This is a genomic window from Phenylobacterium sp. J367 (assembly GCF_024699985.1).
GTDB lineage: Bacteria > Pseudomonadota > Alphaproteobacteria > Caulobacterales > Caulobacteraceae > Phenylobacterium.
Map to the genome: position 1 here is coordinate 3524412 of NZ_JAJONA010000001.1, position 17753 is coordinate 3542164.

At 66.5% G+C, this 17753-nt stretch carries 17 protein-coding genes and 1 pseudogene; 13 read left to right on the forward strand and 5 right to left on the reverse strand.

Annotated features, from left to right (window positions below; translation table 11 throughout):
• Positions 1-264: 264 nt before the first annotated feature.
• The gene (locus tag LRS04_RS18800) at positions 265-1521 is read left to right on the forward strand and encodes a tyrosine-type recombinase/integrase (protein ID WP_257817635.1); all 1257 of its coding nucleotides are present in this window, start codon (positions 265-267) and stop codon (positions 1519-1521) included.
• Here the strand turns inward: LRS04_RS18800 and LRS04_RS18805 are convergent.
• Positions 1511-1804, reverse strand: a complete 294-nt coding sequence (locus LRS04_RS18805; protein WP_257817636.1) for an AlpA family transcriptional regulator — start codon at positions 1802-1804, stop codon at positions 1511-1513. The two genes, LRS04_RS18800 and LRS04_RS18805, sit on opposite strands and share 11 nt — an antisense overlap.
• 352 nt (positions 1805-2156) lie before the next feature.
• On the opposite strand from LRS04_RS18805, the gene LRS04_RS18810 reads away from it, so the two are divergent.
• The 4 genes from LRS04_RS18810 to LRS04_RS18825 all read left to right on the forward strand — a co-directional run bounded on the left by LRS04_RS18810 (position 2157) and on the right by LRS04_RS18825 (position 6794).
• A complete protein-coding gene (locus LRS04_RS18810; protein WP_257817637.1) occupies positions 2157-2360 on the forward strand; it encodes a hypothetical protein in 204 nt (67 codons plus the stop codon).
• Positions 2332-4770, forward strand: a complete 2439-nt coding sequence (locus LRS04_RS18815) for an ATP-binding protein (RefSeq protein WP_257817638.1) — start codon at positions 2332-2334, stop codon at positions 4768-4770. Before LRS04_RS18810 ends, LRS04_RS18815 begins: the two co-directional genes overlap by 29 nt.
• An 18-nt stretch (positions 4771-4788) precedes the next feature.
• Positions 4789-5508 carry a DCL family protein gene (locus LRS04_RS18820; protein ID WP_257817639.1) on the forward strand — a complete coding sequence of 240 codons (720 nt, stop codon included), beginning with the start codon at positions 4789-4791 and terminating at the stop codon, positions 5506-5508.
• Between the two features lie 260 nt (positions 5509-5768).
• The gene (locus tag LRS04_RS18825; protein WP_257814818.1) at positions 5769-6794 is read left to right on the forward strand and encodes an IS110 family transposase; all 1026 of its coding nucleotides are present in this window, start codon (positions 5769-5771) and stop codon (positions 6792-6794) included.
• Positions 6795-7133: 339 nt separating this feature from the next.
• Here the strand turns inward: LRS04_RS18825 and LRS04_RS18830 are convergent, their stop codons facing one another.
• From LRS04_RS18830 to LRS04_RS18840, 4 genes and pseudogenes are all read right to left on the reverse strand, one after another.
• The gene (locus LRS04_RS18830) at positions 7134-8708 is read right to left on the reverse strand and encodes a hypothetical protein (protein WP_257817640.1); all 1575 of its coding nucleotides are present in this window, start codon (positions 8706-8708) and stop codon (positions 7134-7136) included.
• A 40-nt stretch (positions 8709-8748) separates the two neighbouring features.
• Positions 8749-9123, reverse strand: a pseudogene (locus tag LRS04_RS28295) (ATP-binding protein); the annotation flags it as partial.
• A gap of 311 nt (positions 9124-9434) precedes the next feature.
• A complete protein-coding gene (locus tag LRS04_RS18835; RefSeq protein ID WP_308238183.1) occupies positions 9435-9962 on the reverse strand; it encodes a transcriptional repressor in 528 nt (175 codons plus the stop codon).
• Positions 9925-10371, reverse strand: a complete 447-nt coding sequence (locus LRS04_RS18840; protein ID WP_257817642.1) for a helix-turn-helix domain-containing protein — start codon at positions 10369-10371, stop codon at positions 9925-9927. Before LRS04_RS18840 ends, LRS04_RS18835 begins: the two co-directional genes overlap by 38 nt.
• Before the next feature lie 67 nt (positions 10372-10438).
• Here LRS04_RS18840 and LRS04_RS18845 point away from each other — a divergent pair, with 67 nt between their 5' ends.
• The 8 genes from LRS04_RS18845 to LRS04_RS18880 all read left to right on the forward strand — a co-directional run bounded on the left by LRS04_RS18845 (position 10439) and on the right by LRS04_RS18880 (position 17747).
• The gene (locus LRS04_RS18845) at positions 10439-10927 is read left to right on the forward strand and encodes a hypothetical protein (RefSeq protein WP_257817643.1); all 489 of its coding nucleotides are present in this window, start codon (positions 10439-10441) and stop codon (positions 10925-10927) included.
• Complete coding sequence (locus LRS04_RS18850) at positions 10842-11135, forward strand: hypothetical protein (protein ID WP_374577259.1); 294 nt, start codon at positions 10842-10844, stop codon at positions 11133-11135. Before LRS04_RS18845 ends, LRS04_RS18850 begins: the two co-directional genes overlap by 86 nt.
• A 46-nt stretch (positions 11136-11181) precedes the next feature.
• Entirely contained in the window at positions 11182-11511 is a 330-nt protein-coding gene (locus LRS04_RS18855; protein WP_257817645.1) for a hypothetical protein, read from the forward strand.
• Positions 11512-11559: 48 nt separating this feature from the next.
• Positions 11560-12324 carry a TolC family protein gene (locus LRS04_RS18860; protein WP_257817646.1) on the forward strand — a complete coding sequence of 255 codons (765 nt, stop codon included), beginning with the start codon at positions 11560-11562 and terminating at the stop codon, positions 12322-12324.
• Positions 12325-12455: 131 nt separating this feature from the next.
• Positions 12456-12815, forward strand: a complete 360-nt coding sequence (locus tag LRS04_RS18865; protein ID WP_257817647.1) for a TolC family protein — start codon at positions 12456-12458, stop codon at positions 12813-12815.
• The gene (locus LRS04_RS18870; protein WP_308238184.1) at positions 12815-13972 is read left to right on the forward strand and encodes an efflux RND transporter periplasmic adaptor subunit; all 1158 of its coding nucleotides are present in this window, start codon (positions 12815-12817) and stop codon (positions 13970-13972) included. Before LRS04_RS18865 ends, LRS04_RS18870 begins: the two co-directional genes overlap by 1 nt.
• A gap of 5 nt (positions 13973-13977) precedes the next feature.
• Positions 13978-17166, forward strand: a complete 3189-nt coding sequence (locus LRS04_RS18875; RefSeq protein WP_257817649.1) for an efflux RND transporter permease subunit — start codon at positions 13978-13980, stop codon at positions 17164-17166.
• Positions 17163-17747, forward strand: a complete 585-nt coding sequence (locus LRS04_RS18880) for a cation transporter (protein WP_257817650.1) — start codon at positions 17163-17165, stop codon at positions 17745-17747. The genes LRS04_RS18875 and LRS04_RS18880 overlap by 4 nt, the downstream gene beginning before the upstream one ends.
• Positions 17748-17753 lie beyond the last annotated feature (6 nt).

Below are 17753 nucleotides of genomic sequence, written 5' to 3' on the forward strand. Positions count from 1 at the left end.
AGAAGCCCGGCAAGCCCACGTAAGTCATTGAACAAAAACGTGATTGCTGCCGTCATCTATCGGTACCTATCGGGGAGCAGCAGCTCGTTCTGGCGGTAATCATGACGGCGTCCCTCCCGCTTGCTCGCGATGAGTCTCGGCGATACCGTCATCTGGAAAGCACCGCGTGACGGTATTTTTGAGAGCGGAAGCCTCGGAAATATAAAGGAAAGCTGGTGTTTGGAGTCGCTCCGAAGGGGGTGACGGTATTCTCTGGAGTCTACCGTGCTTACCGACACCGCGCTCAAGAACCTGAAGCCCAAGGAGAAGGCGTATAAGGTCGCTGACCGCGACGGCATGTACGTCCACGTGACGACCTCGGGGTCGATCACCTTCCGCTACGATTACCGTTTGCATGGGCGCCGCGAGACGCTGACGATCGGCAAGTACGGGCCATCAGGTCTGTCCCTGGCGCGAGCGCGTGAGAAGTGTCTCGATGCCCGTCGGGCGGTGGCCGAGGGGCTTTCGCCCGCCCAGGAGAAGCAACGCGAGAAGCGGCGGGTCCTAGAGGCAAAGAGCTTCGGTGAGTTCGGGGAGCGCTGGTTCAAAGAGGCGCCTATGGCCGACAGCACCAGGGCGATGAGGCGCTCGATCTTCGAACGCGACCTGCTTCCGGCCTTTCGCAATCGCCTGTTGTCGGAGATCACGCCGGACGACCTGCGAGCCCTGTGCGCCAAGATCAAGGGTCGCGGCGCTCCCGCTACCGCAATCCATGTCCGGGACATCCTCAAACAGATCTACGGCTTCGCGATCCTCCATGGTGAAAAGGTCCGGAATCCCGCGGACGAGGTCGGACCCGCGTCGATCGCAACCTTCGTGGCGAAGGATCGCGCCCTATCGCCTACCGAGATCCGGATCATGCTGAAGCAGCTGGAGCATGTGCCGACGCTGCCGACTATCCGGCTCGGTCTGAAGCTGATCCTGCTCACGATGGTCCGGAAGAGCGAGCTGCAGGACGCAACCTGGGATGAGGTCGACTTTGAGAACGCGGTCTGGTCCATCCCGAAGGAGCGGATGAAGCGCTCGAAGGCCCACAATGTTTACCTGTCGGAGCAGTCCCTCGACATCTTGATCGCGCTGAAGACCTGCGCAGGAAACTCTCGGTTCCTGCTGCCGTCGCGCTACGATGCCGACGCACCAATGTCCCGCGCTACCTTCAACCGCATCACGACGGCGGTCGCGGAACGCGCGAAGAAGGAGGGGCTGCCACTCGAACCGTTCACGGTTCACGACCTGCGGCGGACCGGCTCAACCTTGCTGAACGAGCTCGGCTTCAACCGAGACTGGATCGAGAAGGCTCTGGCCCATGAGGACAGCCGCTCGTCTCGGGGCGTCTACAACAAGGCCGAGTACGAGCCGCAGCGACGGCACATGCTCCAGGAATGGGCCGACATGGTCGACGCGTGGGTTGATGGCCGGAAGCGTGCGCCGACGCTCTATCCGCCGAGCATGGAGCTGGGCCCGTTAGACGCTACTGTCTGACCGGTCGCGCACGGCGCTGGCGGACGTCCGGAGAGGGCGACCTGGCAATGAGGGAGGCGTCTGACGCGCGGCGACGCTCATCGATCCAAGCTTCCACCTCCGCCAGATCCCAGACGACGCACCGCGGTGTCAGGTTGAATCGGCGCGGAAATTCGCCACGTTGCTCAAGCTCGTAGATGGTCGTGTCGGCCAACGGAACAATGCGGCGAAGTTCCGCCCGGCGGACTGTGCGCCGGTAGCGCGGCCCCGAGCCGCCTAGCGCACCGGAGACGTCAGTAGGCATCTGCAATTCTCCTGACCTGCTTGCATGGAATCGCACTTGCTGCGTGCAGGGAAGGGGCCTCTCAAGCGCGTAGTACAAACGACGCCGTTCGCGCGGGAATGGGCGAGTTCTGACCCTTAGCTGACGCTCGCAAGGTCCGCTTCTCGGGTGGGCGCAGGGACTGCCGAGTAACAACTTCTGACTTAGCTGCTATCGGGAGCATCTGGCTTGTCGGAAGTAAGGGTAGGGCGCCGAATCCTGAGCCCGGCTCGTGTGGCAAATCCTTGTCTCGAACACTGACCATTGCTTGCGACAGTTTCGAGACTCGCGCCGCGTGACAGCTTTGCTTTAGATGGTGCTGGAGCGGGGCGGAGTGGACATGACCGACAGGAGTCATCTGGACGAGTTCGGGGCTAGCCGACAGGACGAATTGTCGAAGCAGCTGATAGCTACCTTCATCGCCGGCCACCGCAATCCGACGGTCAAAACAGCCGACTTGGTCACGCGCCTCAAGGACGTAATGGAGAAAGCCCTGCAGGAGCCGGCCGATGCGGCTGAAAGCTCTCACCGTCCGTAATTTCCGGGGCTTCGGCAGCGCGGCCGACCCCATCGACCTCGATAAGGATCTCGTCCTGTTCTACGGGCCGAACGGCCATGGCAAGACGAGTTTCGCCGAGGCTATCGAGTGGCTGTTCTACGGCACCACGAAGCGCCGCCAGCGGGGGGAGGATTTCAGCAAGGCTGAGTACGCCAACACCTTCGCCAACGTTCATGGCGGGACGCCGACCGAAGTCTCTCTGAAGGTCCATCTCAATGGCAAAGACGTCGAGCTGAGCCGGCGGCTGGGGCCGAAGGAGTCGTCGGAGACGTTCATCGACGGCGTCTCCGGTGCCTTCTCCAGTCTTGGCATAAACGCGCTCGAGGCCTTCTACCCCGTGGTCGCGCAGCATGGATTGCAGACGTTCGTCCATTCCAAACCTAAGGACCGACGCGACGCCATCTGTGCGGCGTTCGGTCTGGAGGAGCTGACCAACCTCAAATCTGCTTTGGAAAGCGCCCGTGGCTCGTTTCAGCGGACGCCGCCCGCCGCCGTGACGGAGGCGCGTGCGAAGCTCTCGGCCTTGGTTCAGGGCCTCGCCCTAACCCCGGCGACCACCGACGTGGCCCGACGGTGGGGTGAGGCGCCGGTGTCTGTTGACCTGGTGCGAGACGAAGCCGCGCTACTTGCCGGCGCAGCCGAGTTGACCGGTCAGCCTTGCGCCAACCGAGCAGAAGCGATCCAGGCGCTGCGCGCCGCGCGGGCGACTGTCGGCCGCGCCGTTTTCGACACTGCGCCTGTGGCGCTCGCGGAGAACCACGCGGATCTGAAGCGCGACGCCGTCGATCGACTGAGTGCGCTGCAATCCGCGTCCGCGACAGTCGATGATGCGGTGGCCGCGGTTTCCGCCGCGACCGCCGCCAGCTACAGCGCCGCGCTGCTCAGGTTCTGGTCGGAGGGCTTGGCGATCGCCGGCGATCGGGCCGACTGCCCCATGTGCGAAGAGCCGACGCTCGGCGACGCCCATAAGGCCGCGCTGCGTGAGCGGATCGCAGCCTCTGAGGAGCTGGTTACCGCGACCGACATCCTGACGAAAGTCTCGCAGTCCTGGCAGGAAGCTTTTAACCCCGCGGTCAGCGCTGTCACGGCCCTAGGCCTGCGCGGGCTGGACGAGATCGGCCGGAGTGGCCTCGTCACGATCCTCGGTGCGCATGAGCATCTCGATGACTACCTGGCGGCTCATGACACCTTCGCGCTGCGGCAGCGCGAGTTGGGCGACGCCCTGCGACGCAACAAAGAACTTGGGACGGCCACACGTGAGCGCGCCGGAACGGCGGCAGGCCTGCCCGGTTTGGTGGAGGATCGAAAGGCCGCGAGAGCGGCGCTAGAGAGCGCCGCGCGCGCATTCGCTCAAGCACTCGACGCCTACGAGGTGGGTTGGGGGCTGGTGGCCGGATCGGTTGAGGCCGTGATCGCCGGCAACAATGTGGTCGCCCGGATCGACGCGGTCGGAAAGGCGCTTGCCCTCGGGGACGCGGTGGAGACCTTGGCGCGATACGCCGCTATTCTTGAAGAGACTCAGGTGCTGATCCGTGCGGTCGAAGCAAGTGCTCAGCGCAAGCAAGAAGACCTGCTGAAATCGCGGGGAACAGAGGTCGCGCACCTCTACAAGCTGCTGAACCAAGGCGCGCTCGTCGGGTTCGACACGATGGAGCCGGCCAACGACGCCTTGAAGCTGCACGCCACCAGCTTCGGCGTACGGATGCCGGCCGCGGCCAACCTCAGTGAATGTCAGTTGAATTGCCTCGGCTTGGCCGTCTGGCTGATGCGCGCCACCACCAAGACCTCACCGTTTGGTTTCATCCTTCTGGACGATCCGGTTCAGGCAATGGATGACGACCATGCCGAAGCCTTCATCGCCCAAGTCGTCCCCCATCTCATCGACGACCACGGCAAACAGGTGGTGGTGTTGTCCCACGTGCGCAGTGTCACGGACAAGTTGCGCGCCCTGAACCTCCACCGGTCGACACAACTCTTCCACTACGAGAACTACCTTCAGACCGGCCCTGTGATCGTGCTGCAGGCGCGGCTCCAGCAGCAGTTGGCGGAGATCAAGGGCGCGGCCGCCGGCAATGAGGCCAATCGCCAATACGCCGTCGATCGCCTGCGCGTGCTCGTTGAGGAGTTTGTGCGCGAGCTTCACCTCGGGAAAACCGGCCAACAGCCGCCTGCCAACTACGACACTGCGAATTCAGGCCAGTTGCTCGAACTCTTCAGGGTGATCCCCGGCACCGCACCGGAAGACCACGCCGGCATGAAGGACACGGTGCGGTTCTGCGATCCGGCCCACCATAGCCAGGTGGGTTACGCGCCTCCGCAGAAGAGCGCCATTCAGCCTCATATCGACAGGGTCGCAGGCTTGATGAAGAAGTACGGGCTCATGAAGTAGCGTTGCGGAGCCTGTGCTGTGGCGGCAATCACCCTGACGAACGGCAAGGCCTGGGCGTCGCAAAAGGCGGCCAAGGCCCATTTCAAAGAGATTCTCCACACCTATGCCAATGGTGCCCCTGTCGATGATCCGGGTCATCATGACGACCTTGCAGCCCTGGTCGTGCGGCTCGATGCTGTGCTGCCGGCCGAAGAGCGTAAGGGGACGGCAGGCATCGTCCGGTTCGAGCGGCGATTGAACACAGGGGCCGGCTTCGCGACGCCGGGGTTCTGGCTGGTGCGGCCTAACGGTGAGGCGACCGATTTCAGTTACCTCACGGCGATCGAAGGGCGGGCGAAATCCCAGGATCTGGAATTCGCCGACGCCTGTCGCCGAGCGGTCGCCGGTGAGCTCGCCGCCTTCATGCGCGCCGAATTCGCGCGCTCTTCGAACGGTGTCGTTGCATGCGCTCTAACGGGCGCGCGCATTGCGCAGGCCGAGGCCCATGTCGATCATGACGATCCGAGCTTCGCTTCGATCATCCTCAGTTTTCGTCAGGCTCAGGGCTGGGTCGGCTCAGTGCCGGCCGGCGTGCTGACGAGCGGCGCAGATGCTCAAACCACTACGACCTTTGTTCGCCCCGCCGATGAGGCTGCGTTCCGCGCGTTCCACCAAGCTCATGCGAAATTGCGCGTCGTCAGCGTGGCGGCGAACCTCGCCCGGGCGGCCAGCCAGCGCCGACCAGCGCCCATCGCCTAGAGGCGATCCGCCCATCGGCCGATTTCGGCCAGCATTGTGTGTTCTTAATCTCGCAGCGGTCCGGTCGTGAAAAGACGGTTCACATAACCGCTTGCTGAGAGTTCGGCGTCGCTGCCATCCGCAAGCTGAAGCAGGCTTAGCCGGAGCGACGGATGCTTGATGCAGGCCTTCGGCTTGCAATGAGAGTCCGCTCCTGATGCTGTGGACGGCTCCCCGCCACCGCGGGAGCGTGAGCTTCTGCAGAGCAGGAGGAGCAAGCCATGGGCCCGGTCGTCACGGTCGGTCTGGATATCGCCAAGTCCGTCTTCCAAGTGCACGGGGTTGATGCAGGCGGCGAGGTCGTTTTCCGGCGGCAGATCAGGCGAGCGCAGTTGTTGCGGTTCTTCGTGGATCAACCGGCCTGCCTGGTGGGGATCGAGGCGTGCGCAACAGCCCATTACTGGGCGCGAGAACTGAGCCGGCTGGGCCACACCGTGCGGCTCATGCCGCCCAGCTACGTGAAGCCCTACGTGAAGCGGCAGAAGAACGACGCGGCCGACGCCGAAGCGATCTGCGAGGCCGTCACCCGGCCGACGATGCGCTTCGTCGAGGTGAAGAGCCCAGAGCAGCAGAGCGTCATGGTCCTGCACCGGGTGCGCACGATGCTGATGCGCCAGCGGATCCAGCTGTCGAACGCCATTCGTGGCCACATGGCCGAGTTCGGCTTGGTGGCGCCGATCGGGCGGGAGGGCCTGCAGAGCCTGATCAGGTTGGTCGAAGCGGGTGACCCGTCGATCCCTGAGGAGGCGAGGGCTTGTCTGGAGATGCTGGCCGCGCAGCTAAGCCTGGTGAACCAGCAACTCCTTGAGACTGACCGCCAGATCCGGGCAAGCGTCCGAGCGAGCGAGGTCGGGCGCAGGCTGATGGGCATTCCGGGCGTCGGGCCATTGCTCGCCAGCGCCCTCGTCGCCACGGTTGCTGAACCCTCGGCGTTCAAGTCTGGCCGCAACCTGGCCGCCTGGATCGGACTCGTTCCGAAGCAGAACTCCAGCGGCGGCAAGGAGCGGCTGGGCGGGATCACCAAGCAGGGAGATCGGTACCTGCGCCAACTGATGGTGGTCGGCGCGCTGGCCGTCGTCCGCTATGCCGAGCGGCATGGGACACGGCGGCCGTGGCTGGTTCAGTTGCTCGCCAGGCGGCCGACGAAGGTGGCCACCGTGGCGCTCGCCAACAAGATGGCCCGCATGGCCTGGGCGATCATGACCAGCGGCCAGGGCTACCGCGAGCCGGAACTCCGAGCGGCCTAGAAACCAGCGCCTCGGCGCACCAAGCTTGGGAAGGGCGGTGACAGACTAACGCATCCAGCCGGTCGATACCGAAGGACAGGAAAACCCAGTTGCGCCAGGGCGCCTCGAGCGCGTGCTTTTGGTCGGGACCGGTCCTCGCGGAAGGCATTATGGCCAGCGGCCACGTGAGCCGCACCAACAGGTCGAACACATGGCCGCACCGACCAGCTCAGCGGAAGTCCAGAACACCCTTGCCAATGGGGAGCCGTCCACACATGGCGCATGTCGGCCCTGCGCGAGTAGATCGACTTCGCGTGCGATCAGATGCCGAGTTTGTGGAAGAAGATCTTGTTCCGCATCTCAGCGTCTTTGCGGATTTTGTCCCAGCTCAGCACCTCGATGTAGAGGTTCATGTTGCTGTACCACCGGTACCATCCGAGCCCATCCGGCATGGGCGTGAAATCCTTTGACGTCGCGCACCCAGTCCCGAACCTTCGTTGTGAGGTCGCACACAACGTAACCGTAGAAGGGCGTAGTCTCGGTCACGATGATCTCGCGCCCCTCTGGCGTCTGGAACTCGCCCGAGCGGAAACGCCTGACGTAGCGGACGACTTGCTCCACGGGATCGTCATCCGACGAGGCGTTGGCGAAGTCGTGCCGCAGCGGCCGCTTGAACTCGAAGATGATGATCGGGTTGCTGGCTTCGTTTTCTCCGCGGAACGCCACCTTGTGGTTGAAGATGGTCACGTCGCCCCGATCAGATTGGGGCCCGTTCATCGGCAGATCAGATGTCAGGTAGTCCGCGAAGTTCAGGCGCTCGTCCAGGATCCAGAGATTGTGGTCTTCGTAGTCGAGCTCGTCGCTGTCCTTGCGGCGAGGCACGATGATGTCGTGAACCTCACCTTCTGACTTGTACTTGCCGTCCTTGTCGCGCTCGAGCGACTTCCGGAAGAGGTCGAGGACGCACTTCCTCATGGAGACATAGTGCGCGAGGTCGTTCTTGCTGGTCTGCGAGATCTGCGCGAGGACCTTGGTGACCTGCTCGCTTAGGGCCGACATATCTTCCTTAGCCAAGATGGTCGCGACCTCGCTCCGCGTCTTGATCTCTACAGCATGCTTATGGCGCTGAAGGTGGATCTCGATCTCGGTGTCCGAGGGGTTCATTGGCAGGCTCGAGAAGTCTGCCTCCGCGGCTACGCTGGCGTGCCAGGGGGCTTCGTTCGCGACGTAAGCGTCGATCCGCTTCTGCTTCCGTTCCCTCCGAGTGCTGATGTCTTTGCCCATCGCCTCCCGCGTGATGTCTGCGGCAGCGCTTTCGATCTGAGCCTGCGAGACGCCCAAGAGCAGGTCGGTGTCACGGCCGAAGTGGAACGCCCCGCGTTCGAGCGACACGTTCTCGTCGAGATAGGAGCCATAGACGTAGGCTTTGACGATGTAGTTCCGGTCGCGACCCCCATCAGCGGGCAGGGTGGCGTCGTGAAACTCGTCGGCGAACTCCGGAACATAGGTCTGGATGGTGACATCCGTCACTTCGCGCCGATGGGCGACCAGGCTGATTTTGCTCTTCTGGCTGCGCGGCGAGTAGAACTTGAACACCCGCACCAGGAATTCGCGGGGGCCGTCCGTGGCCGGCAACGTGAAGAGCGGCGCAGGGACCGTCATCTCTGAGATATGGCCTTCACCGCCGCTCAGATAGTCGTTGAGCACCACAGCGTTTGCGCCGTCCGCGTCCTGCACGATGATGCGGGGGCAGGGCACCGCAGTGTCGACGAGGTAGGGCAGGAGTTTCTCGACCAGGGAGCGCGCAATGATCTCGACGCTCCGATCCTGCAGCTTTATCGCGCGAATTCCGGAGATGGTGACGCTTGTTCCGCTGTGTTCGGCATCGGAGGGCCTGACGGTCTCCCCAACGATGATGTCGTTCTCCAGCCCCATGTCGAAGGTGCGATGGCTGCATGGTCTCGCCCTCGCGGTAGTCGCTCTCGACATGCAGGCGGTCGAAGTATTTGAGGCACGTGAACCGCCCAAACCCTTTGCCGCCCTGCTTAAGCTTGTTTGCGGTATAGAGTTCGTCGAACGCATCGCGGTTCGTCTTATTGAACCCGACACCGTTGTCGCGGACTTCGAAGCCGTCGACAGCTGGAACCTGGTCGAACAGCCCATGCTCTTGCGCGCGCAGCACGGTCACCTCGATACGACCCGTCTCCGCCTGGCCTTCGGGCATCGCTTGGATAGCGTTGACGATCAACTCAATGACCGGCGTGTAAACGGTAGTGCCAGACCGGATGTTGTCGATCACACGCCGGATATTGATGTTGCTCATCGATACGGACGTTTCCTCGTTTCGCATGCATCCGCGCCTCAGTGGGCGCGGCTCAGCAGCATCGGTCGAGCGCCCGTCAGACGCATAGCGGGCAAGCCCGTCAAAGTCGGACGTGGCCGAACCGTTAGGTCAGACTCACCGCTCCAACCTGGACCATACCGCTTCCATTGGGCAACCGCTTGGCCTCTAGGAAGGTACGGTAGTTGCAGCGCTCAGGAGGCGCAGCGAGCCGGGTCGCTGATCAGGCGATCCGCCCACCTCGCCGTCTTCCTTCGTGAAGCTTTGTGGCTTCCGCTTCATAAGATCGCGCATTCGCAGCCTGCTGTGCGACCGGTCTGCTAGTTCGGCTGCCCTGAGCTGCAGTCGACACAGGCGCCGTGCACCTCCATGACCATCCGCGAGGGCCTGAAGCCGCGGGCTGACGCTGCCGGGAATGCAGCCCCATCCATTCCCACGCCAAGCTCCTCGACGCGCCCGCAGCAGTCACAGATCAGGAACTCTGTCGAACGTCCGTGGGGGTTGGACCCGCAAGCGAGAAAGGCGTTCATGCTCTCGATCCGGTGAACTAGTCCCTGCGCTGTGAGGAACTCCAACGCTCGGTAAATGGTGGGTGGCTTCGCCACAGGTTCCCCGTCGTGCGCATACGACGAGATCAGGTCGTACGCCTTCACCGGGGAGCCTGCCTGCAAGAGCAACTCGTAGGTCCGACGTCGCGACGGGGTCCATCGCTCCCCAGCGACCGCGCAGCGGCGCTCGGCCGCTTCCATGGCAGCCGCAACATCCCTTCGAGCCGCCGTGGAACCGTGGACGTGGGGGCAAGCCGGCATGTCAGGCTGTCTCCAGCCGCTTCGGGGCGGTGTGGTCATGGGTGCAGAGGCTGTGATCAGCGAGGGTTTCGATGACCCGGCACTCGCCCGCCACGCCGTGACAGCCGGCGTCGACCATGCGCTTCAACTCGGACCGCAGCGCCTGCAACTGGGAGATCTTGGCCTCGACCGACGTCAGCTGTTCCGCGGCCAGGGCGTTCGCCTGGTCGCATGCCCGATCCGGATGGTCGGCCAGGTCGAGCAGGGTGCGGATGGCATCCACCGAGAAGCCAAGCTGCCGGGCATGCTTGATGAACGCCAGCCGGCGAACCGCTGCATCGTCGTAGACGCGACGGTCGCTTTCGGTGCGGTCGGGCTCCGGAAGGAGACCGATCTGCTCGTAGAAGCGGATTGTCGGCACCTTCACGTCAGTGGCCTTGGCGAGCTTGCCTATTGTGAGCGCGCTCATGCGTCCTCCTCTGGTCCCTGAAATAGGCGCTTGATCCTCTAGCCACTAGAGGGTGCAGGGTGCCGACATGTCCAGTTGCTCGACCTCTGAGAAACCGGCCGCTGCCGGGTGCGGCTGCGGTAGCCCGGTCGCTTTCGATGGCGCATCGCCGGCGTACAAGCGTGCGCTGCGGGCCGTGATCGCACTCAATGTGCTGGGCTTCGCCGTGGTAGCGGTGGGGAGCTGGCTTGCGGCCTCCGCAGCGCTGGCCGCCAACACCCTGGATTTCGCAGCCGACGCCGCGACCTACGCCCTCAGTCTCTGGGTGATTGGGAAGAGCGTCCAGGTTCGCTCGGGGGCGGCGTTCTTCAAGAGCGCCAGCCTTGCCACGATGGCCGTGGGTATCGTCGGACTTGCGATCTGGCGCGCGGCGACTGGCGCGGCGCCCGAGGGCGGTACGATCTCCGGCCTGGGGCTCTTCGGCGCCCGCGATCAATCTTGCGGCTGCGCTGCTGCTGGTGCGCTTCCGGGAGGGCGACGCCAACGTGCGCTCCGTGTGGCTCTGCACCCGCAATGACCTGATCCAGTGCCTCGCCGTCGCGGCAACCGGCGTCGCGGTCATGATTACAGGCTCCCGATGGCCGGACCTGATCGTCGGCGTGCTGCTGGCGGCGGTCTTCCTGCGCTCGGCCTGGCAGATCACGGTGCAGGCGCGCCAGGAACTGAAGGTGGCCGGCAAGGCGGATCTTATAACGCATTCCCGTCCGTCATCGGCCTCGGTATAGGTCCGGCGCGATGGCACGAACCTCACCCTGGTGGCGCAAGGTCGGCATGGCGCTCGCCGCGCTGGTGCTGACCGTGCTCACGCTCGGGCCAGGGCTCGACGGCCTTCTCTGTCGCGATGAGGGCAGCCTCAGCGCCGTGGCGGCTGAGATGCCCATCGCCGATGCCGCCGCCGACCACCTTGATCCGCGGCCCCTCGACGAGCGCCCGGGCATCTGCGTCCACGGACACTGCCATCACAGCGCGCCCTATGTGCCGGCGACCCCGCCCGCGAGCGAGCTTTCGGCGCCGCTGCTGGCGGTCGCCCACCCGTTCGTGCGTGACCGGGTGCCGACCTCCGATCCCAAGTTCGGGCTGATCCGACCTCCCAGAGCCTGACGGTTCGCGCGTTCGCGCGCCCCATCCGTCACGTTCAAGAGGGACACCATGAAACTCGACTTCCGCAGCTCGCCTTTGGCGGGACTGCTCTTGCTGGCCAGCCTCGGCGCAGCCGGCGCCGCCATGGCCGAGCCTGCACCGCCGTTCGCCGCACTGCTGGCGCAGGCGCAGGCATCCGCCCCCAGGCTCGCCGAAGCGCGCGCCAACATCGCCCGCGCCGAAGGGCTCGCCCGTCAGGCGGGCGTCCTGCCCAACCCCACTCTCGAACTCGAGGTCGAGAACTTCTCCGGCTCGGGACCCTTCCGCGGAACCAGCCTGTCGGAAACGACGGCGCGGGTCGGCCAGACCCTGGAGCTCGGCGGCAAGCGCTCCGCTCGGGTCGCGGCCGGTCGCGCCGAGGTCGAGGCCGCGCGGGCCCAGGCCCGGCGTGCGGCAGCGGAGTACGCGTTCGACCTCGCTACGGCCTATGCGGAAGCCGAGGCCTCGGAACGACGCCTTCAGCTGGCTCGCGAGAGCCTGACGCTCGCGGAGGAGGACGCCCGCATCGCTTCGGCGCTTGTCGACGCGGGTCGCGAGGCCGAGCTTCGCCGTCTCCAGGCGCAGGCGGCCGTCCAATCGGCCCAGGCGGCTGTTCAGGCAGCCCAGGCGACGCGCGAGACAGCCTTGGGCGCGCTTACGGCCCTGGCCGGCGCGCCGGCTCCCATCACCTCCATTCCAGCGAGCCTGCTGGAGTCCAGCGCCCCCATCTACCCCGGCGCGACCCCAGCGGCCGCGGCGACCACCTCCTACTTGGCGGCCCAGGCGGAGCGGTGAGGCGGCCGCCCGCCGCCTGCGCGTCGAGCGTCGGCGGGCCGTGCCGGATGTGACCGTCTCGATCGGGGTTCGCCGCTTCGAGGAGGACGACGCCTCGGCGCTGGTCGCAGGCGTGTCCGTCCCCCCTGCCGTTGTTCGATCAGAACCGCGGCAATATCGCCGCAGCGCGCGCCGAGGCCGCCGCCGCCGAGGCGCGGCTCGACGCGGCTCGCCTGGAAGCCGAGTCGGCGGTGCGCACGAGCGCGGCGCGCACCGCGGCGGCGGAGAGCCGTCTCAGCGCCGCGCGCCAGGGCGAGAGCACCGCACTGGAAGCCTACCGTCTCGCCCGCATCGGATACGAAGCCGGTCGCCTGCCACTGACCGAACTTGTCGCCGCACGCCGCGCGCTCGCCGAAGCGCGCGAACAGACCATCGCAGCCGCCGTCGAGCGGATCAGCGCCCAAGCCGCCGTCGCGCGGCTGAGCGGCGTCGCTACCCCTGGAGAACAATGATGAAGACCGACGATAAGCGTCTCTACGGCGCCGTCGCGGCGGCCGTCGTGCTGGCCGGTGTCGGCGGCTTCGCGCTGTCCACCGTGATCAACCGTCCTGAAGCTCCCGTCGAAGAAGAGCACGCGGAGGAGGGGGAGCACGCCGAAGGTGGCGGCTCCGAGGTCAAGCTCACCCCGCAACAGGCGAGCGCCGCTGGCATCGCGGTGGTCACCGTCTCGCGCGGCGGAGCCGGCGACCTGCGCCTCACCGGGCGCGTGGAAGCTTCCCCCAGCGCCCGCGCAGCCGTTGCCGCTCCTGTGTCTGGAGCTGTGCTCCGCGTGCTGGTCGCGCCCGGCTCCAACGTTGGCGCCGGCGCCGGTCTCGCCGTGATCCGGAGCGCCGAAGGCGCCGCGGTCCGGGCCGAGTCCGTGGCAGCCGGCGCAGAGGCCGAAGCCGCTCGGGCGGCGCTCGCGCGGGAAGAGCGTCTGTTCAAGGCGGGCGTCACCGCTCGACAGGACTTCGAAGCGGCGCGAGCCGCGTCGGCCCGGCCAAGCGCCGAGGCGGTCTCCGCCAGAGCCAAGGTGGCTGCGGCTGGAGGACCCGGCGTCTCGGGCGAGACCTTCGTCCGCAGCCCCATTGCGGGGATCGTGACGGGTCTGCAGGTCGCGCCCGGCGGCTTCGTCAGCCAGGGTGGGGCGGTCGCCGAGGTGGCCAACCCCGCCCAGGTTGAAGTGGTATTCAACGCCCCGGCGGAAGCCGCCGCCAAGCTGCGCGTGGGCGCGCCGCTCAAGGTCATCGGCTCCGACGGGGCGGAAGCCGACGCGGTCATTGTCGGTGTCGCCCCGCTGGCGCAGGGCGCCACCGGAGCCGCCGTGGTCCGCGCGCGCCCGAGCGGCGGGCGCCTGACGCCCGGCGCGGCCGTGAGCGCCGCCATCTCGACGGAGACCGGCGGCTATCCGACGGTGCCGTCGGAAGCCGTGCAGACCGTGCAGGGCCGCTCCGTCGTGTTCGTGGCTGAGGACGGCGGGTTCCGGGCCCAGTCCGTAACGCCCGGTCGCTCTGGAGCCGGCTTCACCCAGATCGTGCAAGGGCTGAAGGGCGGCGAACGCATCGCCGGCCGCGGCGCCTTCGTCCTCAAGGCCGAGCTCTCCAAGGGCGAAGCCGAGCACGAGGACTGATCGCCATGCTGAGCAAACTCGTGGCGCTCTCCGTGCGCCATCGCATCCTCGTCGTGCTCGTCACCGTGCTGGTGGCCGCTTTCGGCGTCTCCGAACTCTTCCGGCTGCCGATCGACGCGGTGCCGGACATCACCAACAAGCAGGTGCAGGTCACCACCATCGCGCCCGCGCTGTCGCCGGAGGAAATCGAACAGCGCGTCACCTTCCCAGTGGAGACCGCACTCGGCGGCATCCCCGGTCTGCTGGAGACGCGGTCCATCTCGCGGAACGGCTTCAGCCAGATCACCGCCGTCTTCCAGGACAGCACCGACATCTACTTCGCCCGGCAGCAGGTGAACGAACGCATCGAGGCCGTGCGCGAGGATCTCCCGTCCGACGCCCGGCCGGAGATGGCGCCGATCACCACCGGGCTGGGCGAGGTCCTCATGTGGACGGTCGAGTTTCGGCCGACGAAGGGCGCCCGCGCCGGTGTCCCGGGTCCGCAGCCAGACGGGTCGTACCTCACGCCCGAGGGCGAGCGGCTGGTCACGGAGCGGCAGAAGGCGACGTACCTGCGGACTGTGCAGGACTGGATCGTTACGCCCCAGCTGCGCACCACGCCGGGTGTCGCCGGCATCGACACCATCGGCGGCTATGTGAAGGAATACGCCGTCCGTCCCGACCCCGCACGCCTGTCGGCCTACGGCGTCGGCCTCAATGAGCTGGTGGAGGCGGTGGAACACGCCAACACCGTGGCGGGCGCGGGCTATGTCTCCCGCGGCGGCGAAGCCTTTGTGGTGCGCGCCGACGCGCGCGTCACCTCCCTTGCGGACCTCGCCTCAGCGCCGGTGACAAACCGCAACGGCCTGGTCGTGCGGGTGTCCGACGTGGCGCAGGTCGAGCTTGGGCAAGCCGTACGGCTGGGCGCGGCGCAGGAGAATGGCGCCGAGGTCGTTATCGGCACCGCCCTCATGCTCGCCGGCGAGAACAGTCGAACGGTGGCCCAGGCGGTCAGCGAGCGTCTCGAGGCGATCGCGCCCTCGCTGCCGCCGGGCGTGGCGGTCAAGGAGGTGCTGAACCGCACCGACCTCGTGGACCGCACCATCCGCACCGTCCAGACGAACTTGGCCGAGGGCGCGCTTCTGGTTGTGGCTGTGCTCTTCTTCCTGCTCGGGAATGTGCGGGCCGCCATCATCACCGCCCTAGTGATCCCGTTGGCCTTCCTGTTCGGCGTGATCGGGATGAACCGCTTCGGCGTAAGCGGAAACCTGATGAGCCTCGGCGCCCTGGACTTCGGCCTGCTGGTCGACGGCGCTGTGGTGGTGGTCGAGAACACGCTCACCCGCATGGGTCTGCGGCGCGAGACCGAAGGCCGCGACCTCACCTTGCCCGAAAGGCTGGAGGAAGCGGCGGCTGCGGCCAAGCAGATGGTCAGACCCGCGGCCTTTGGCCAGGCGATCATCCTGCTGGTGTTCGCCCCGCTGCTGGCCCTGGAGGGGGTCGAGGGCAAGATGTTCCAGCCGATGGCCGCGACAGTCATGCTGGCGCTCGCCGGCGCCTTCGTGCTGACCTTCACCTTCGTGCCGGCGATGACGGCCTTGCTGGTGAAGGCGCCGGCCACGGCCCACGAAACCAAGGTTGAGAAGCACGCCCGCCGCTGGTTCGAGCCGGCGACGCGCTGGGCCGTGGCCCGGCCGATGTCGGTGGCCGCCGGGGCTGGCGTCGCCGTGGTCATCGGCCTCCTGACCTTCTTCGCCCTCGGGCGGGAGTTCATCCCCACGCTCGATGAGAAGGACGTGTTGGTGCAGGCGTTGCGCGTGCCTAGCGCCTCGCTGGAGCAATCCATCGAAATGCAGGCCCGGCTCGAAAAGACGCTCATGCGCGTCCCTGAGGTCGCGCTGGTCTTCTCCAAGACCGGCACGGCGGAGGTCTCTACCGACCCGATGCCGCCCAGCATCAGCGACACCTTCGTGGTTCTGAAGGACGAGAAGGACTGGCCTGACCGCAGCCTCTCCAAGGCCGAGGTCGTGGAGAAAATCGAGAAGGCGGCCGCCACTCAGATCGGCAACGCCTACGAGATCACCCAGCCGATCCAGATGCGGTTCAACGAACTCGTCTCAGGTGTCCGGTCCGACGTCGCGGTGAAGGTTTACGGCGACGATTTCGCCGAGATGGAGCGCACCGCCAACCAGATCGCCGACGCGCTGCGCAAGACCCGCGGCGCGGCCGACGTTCGGGTGGAGCAGGTCTCCGGCCTGCCAATGATCACCGCCGAGGTCGACCGGGCCGCCGCCGCCCTCTACGGGCTGCACGCGGCGGACGCGGCGGACGCCGTGCAGATCGCGCTCGCCGGCCGCGAGGCAGGCCGCGTCTTCGAAGGCGACCGGCGGTTCGACGTGGTCGTGCGCCTGCCTGACAGCGCCCGCAACGATCTTGCGGCTGTCGCCCAGACCCCGCTCGCCGTGAACGAAGGCGCGAGCTTCGTGCCGCTCGGCTCCGTCGTGCGGTTCCGGGAAGGCGAGGGGCCCAACCAGATCAGCCGGGAGAACGGCAAGCGGCGCATTGTCGTGCAGGCGAACGTGCGCGGCCGTGACCTCGGCGGCTTCGTGGGTGACGCCCAGACCGCCGTCGCCGGTGTCCAGCTGCCGGCCGGAGTCTGGCTGGATTGGGGCGGTCAGTTCGAGAACCTGCAGCGGGCCGAGGCTCGGCTGGGCCTGCTCGTCCCTGTGGTCTTCGTCCTGATCGCGGTGCTGCTGTACTTCGCCCTCGGATCGGCCGCCCAGGCCGCCCTGGTGTTCGCCTGCGTGCCCTTGGCGCTGGTCGGCGGCGCCCTGGCGCTCCTGTTGCGCGGCATGCCCTTCTCCGTCTCGGCCGCGGTGGGCTTCATCGCCGTTTCCGGCGTGGCCACGCTGAACGGCCTTGTGCTCATGCAGGCCATTCGAGAGCGGCTCGACGCTGGACTGTCGCCAGACGAGGCGGCCGTGGAAGGCGCGATGCAGCGGCTGCGGGCGGTGCTCACCACGGCGCTCGTTGCGATCCTCGGCTTCATGCCCATGGCCATCGCCCACGGCGCCGGCGCCGAGGTGCAGAAGCCGCTGGCGACTGTGGTGATCGGCGGGTTGCTGACGGCGACCCTCCTGACGCTCGTGGTTCTGCCGGCCTTCGCCGGGCGGGCGCTGGCGCGTCGCCGTAAACTCGTGGAGGCGCCCGCATGACCGAGTTCTCCGCTCAGGACCACGCGCAGCGACGCACGCTGCTGGTGGTGCTCATCCTCAACGCGCTCCTGTTCGTGGGCCTGGGCGTCGGCGGTCTCCTCGCCGACTCCAGTGCGCTTCTCGCCAACGCCGCGGACAACGCCTCGGACTCGGTCGTCTACCTGCTGAGTTTCCTGGCTGTCGGCCGGGGTTTCCTCTGGAAGCAGCGGGCCGCGCGGCTCTCCGGCATTCTGCTGCTGGTGTTCGCCGGGGCCGTGATCCTCGACGTCGGGCGACGCTGGCTGTTCGGGGCCGAGCCCTTCGGCGTGACGATGATGGCGATGGCGCTGGTCGCCGCGGCGATCAACCTCCTCTGTCTGGTGCTGATCCGCCGCGCGCAAAGCGACGACGTGAACATGCGCGCCGCCGAGACCTTCAGCTTCAACGACTTCGCGTCGAACGGCGGCATTCTCGTCGCCGGGGGGCTGGTGATGTGGCTGGACCAGGCTTGGCCGGACCTCGTCGTCGGCGTGGTCGTGGCGATCATTGCGGTGAAGGGCGGACTGGAAATCCTCGAGGACGCCAAAGCGGACGAGACCTAGGCGCTA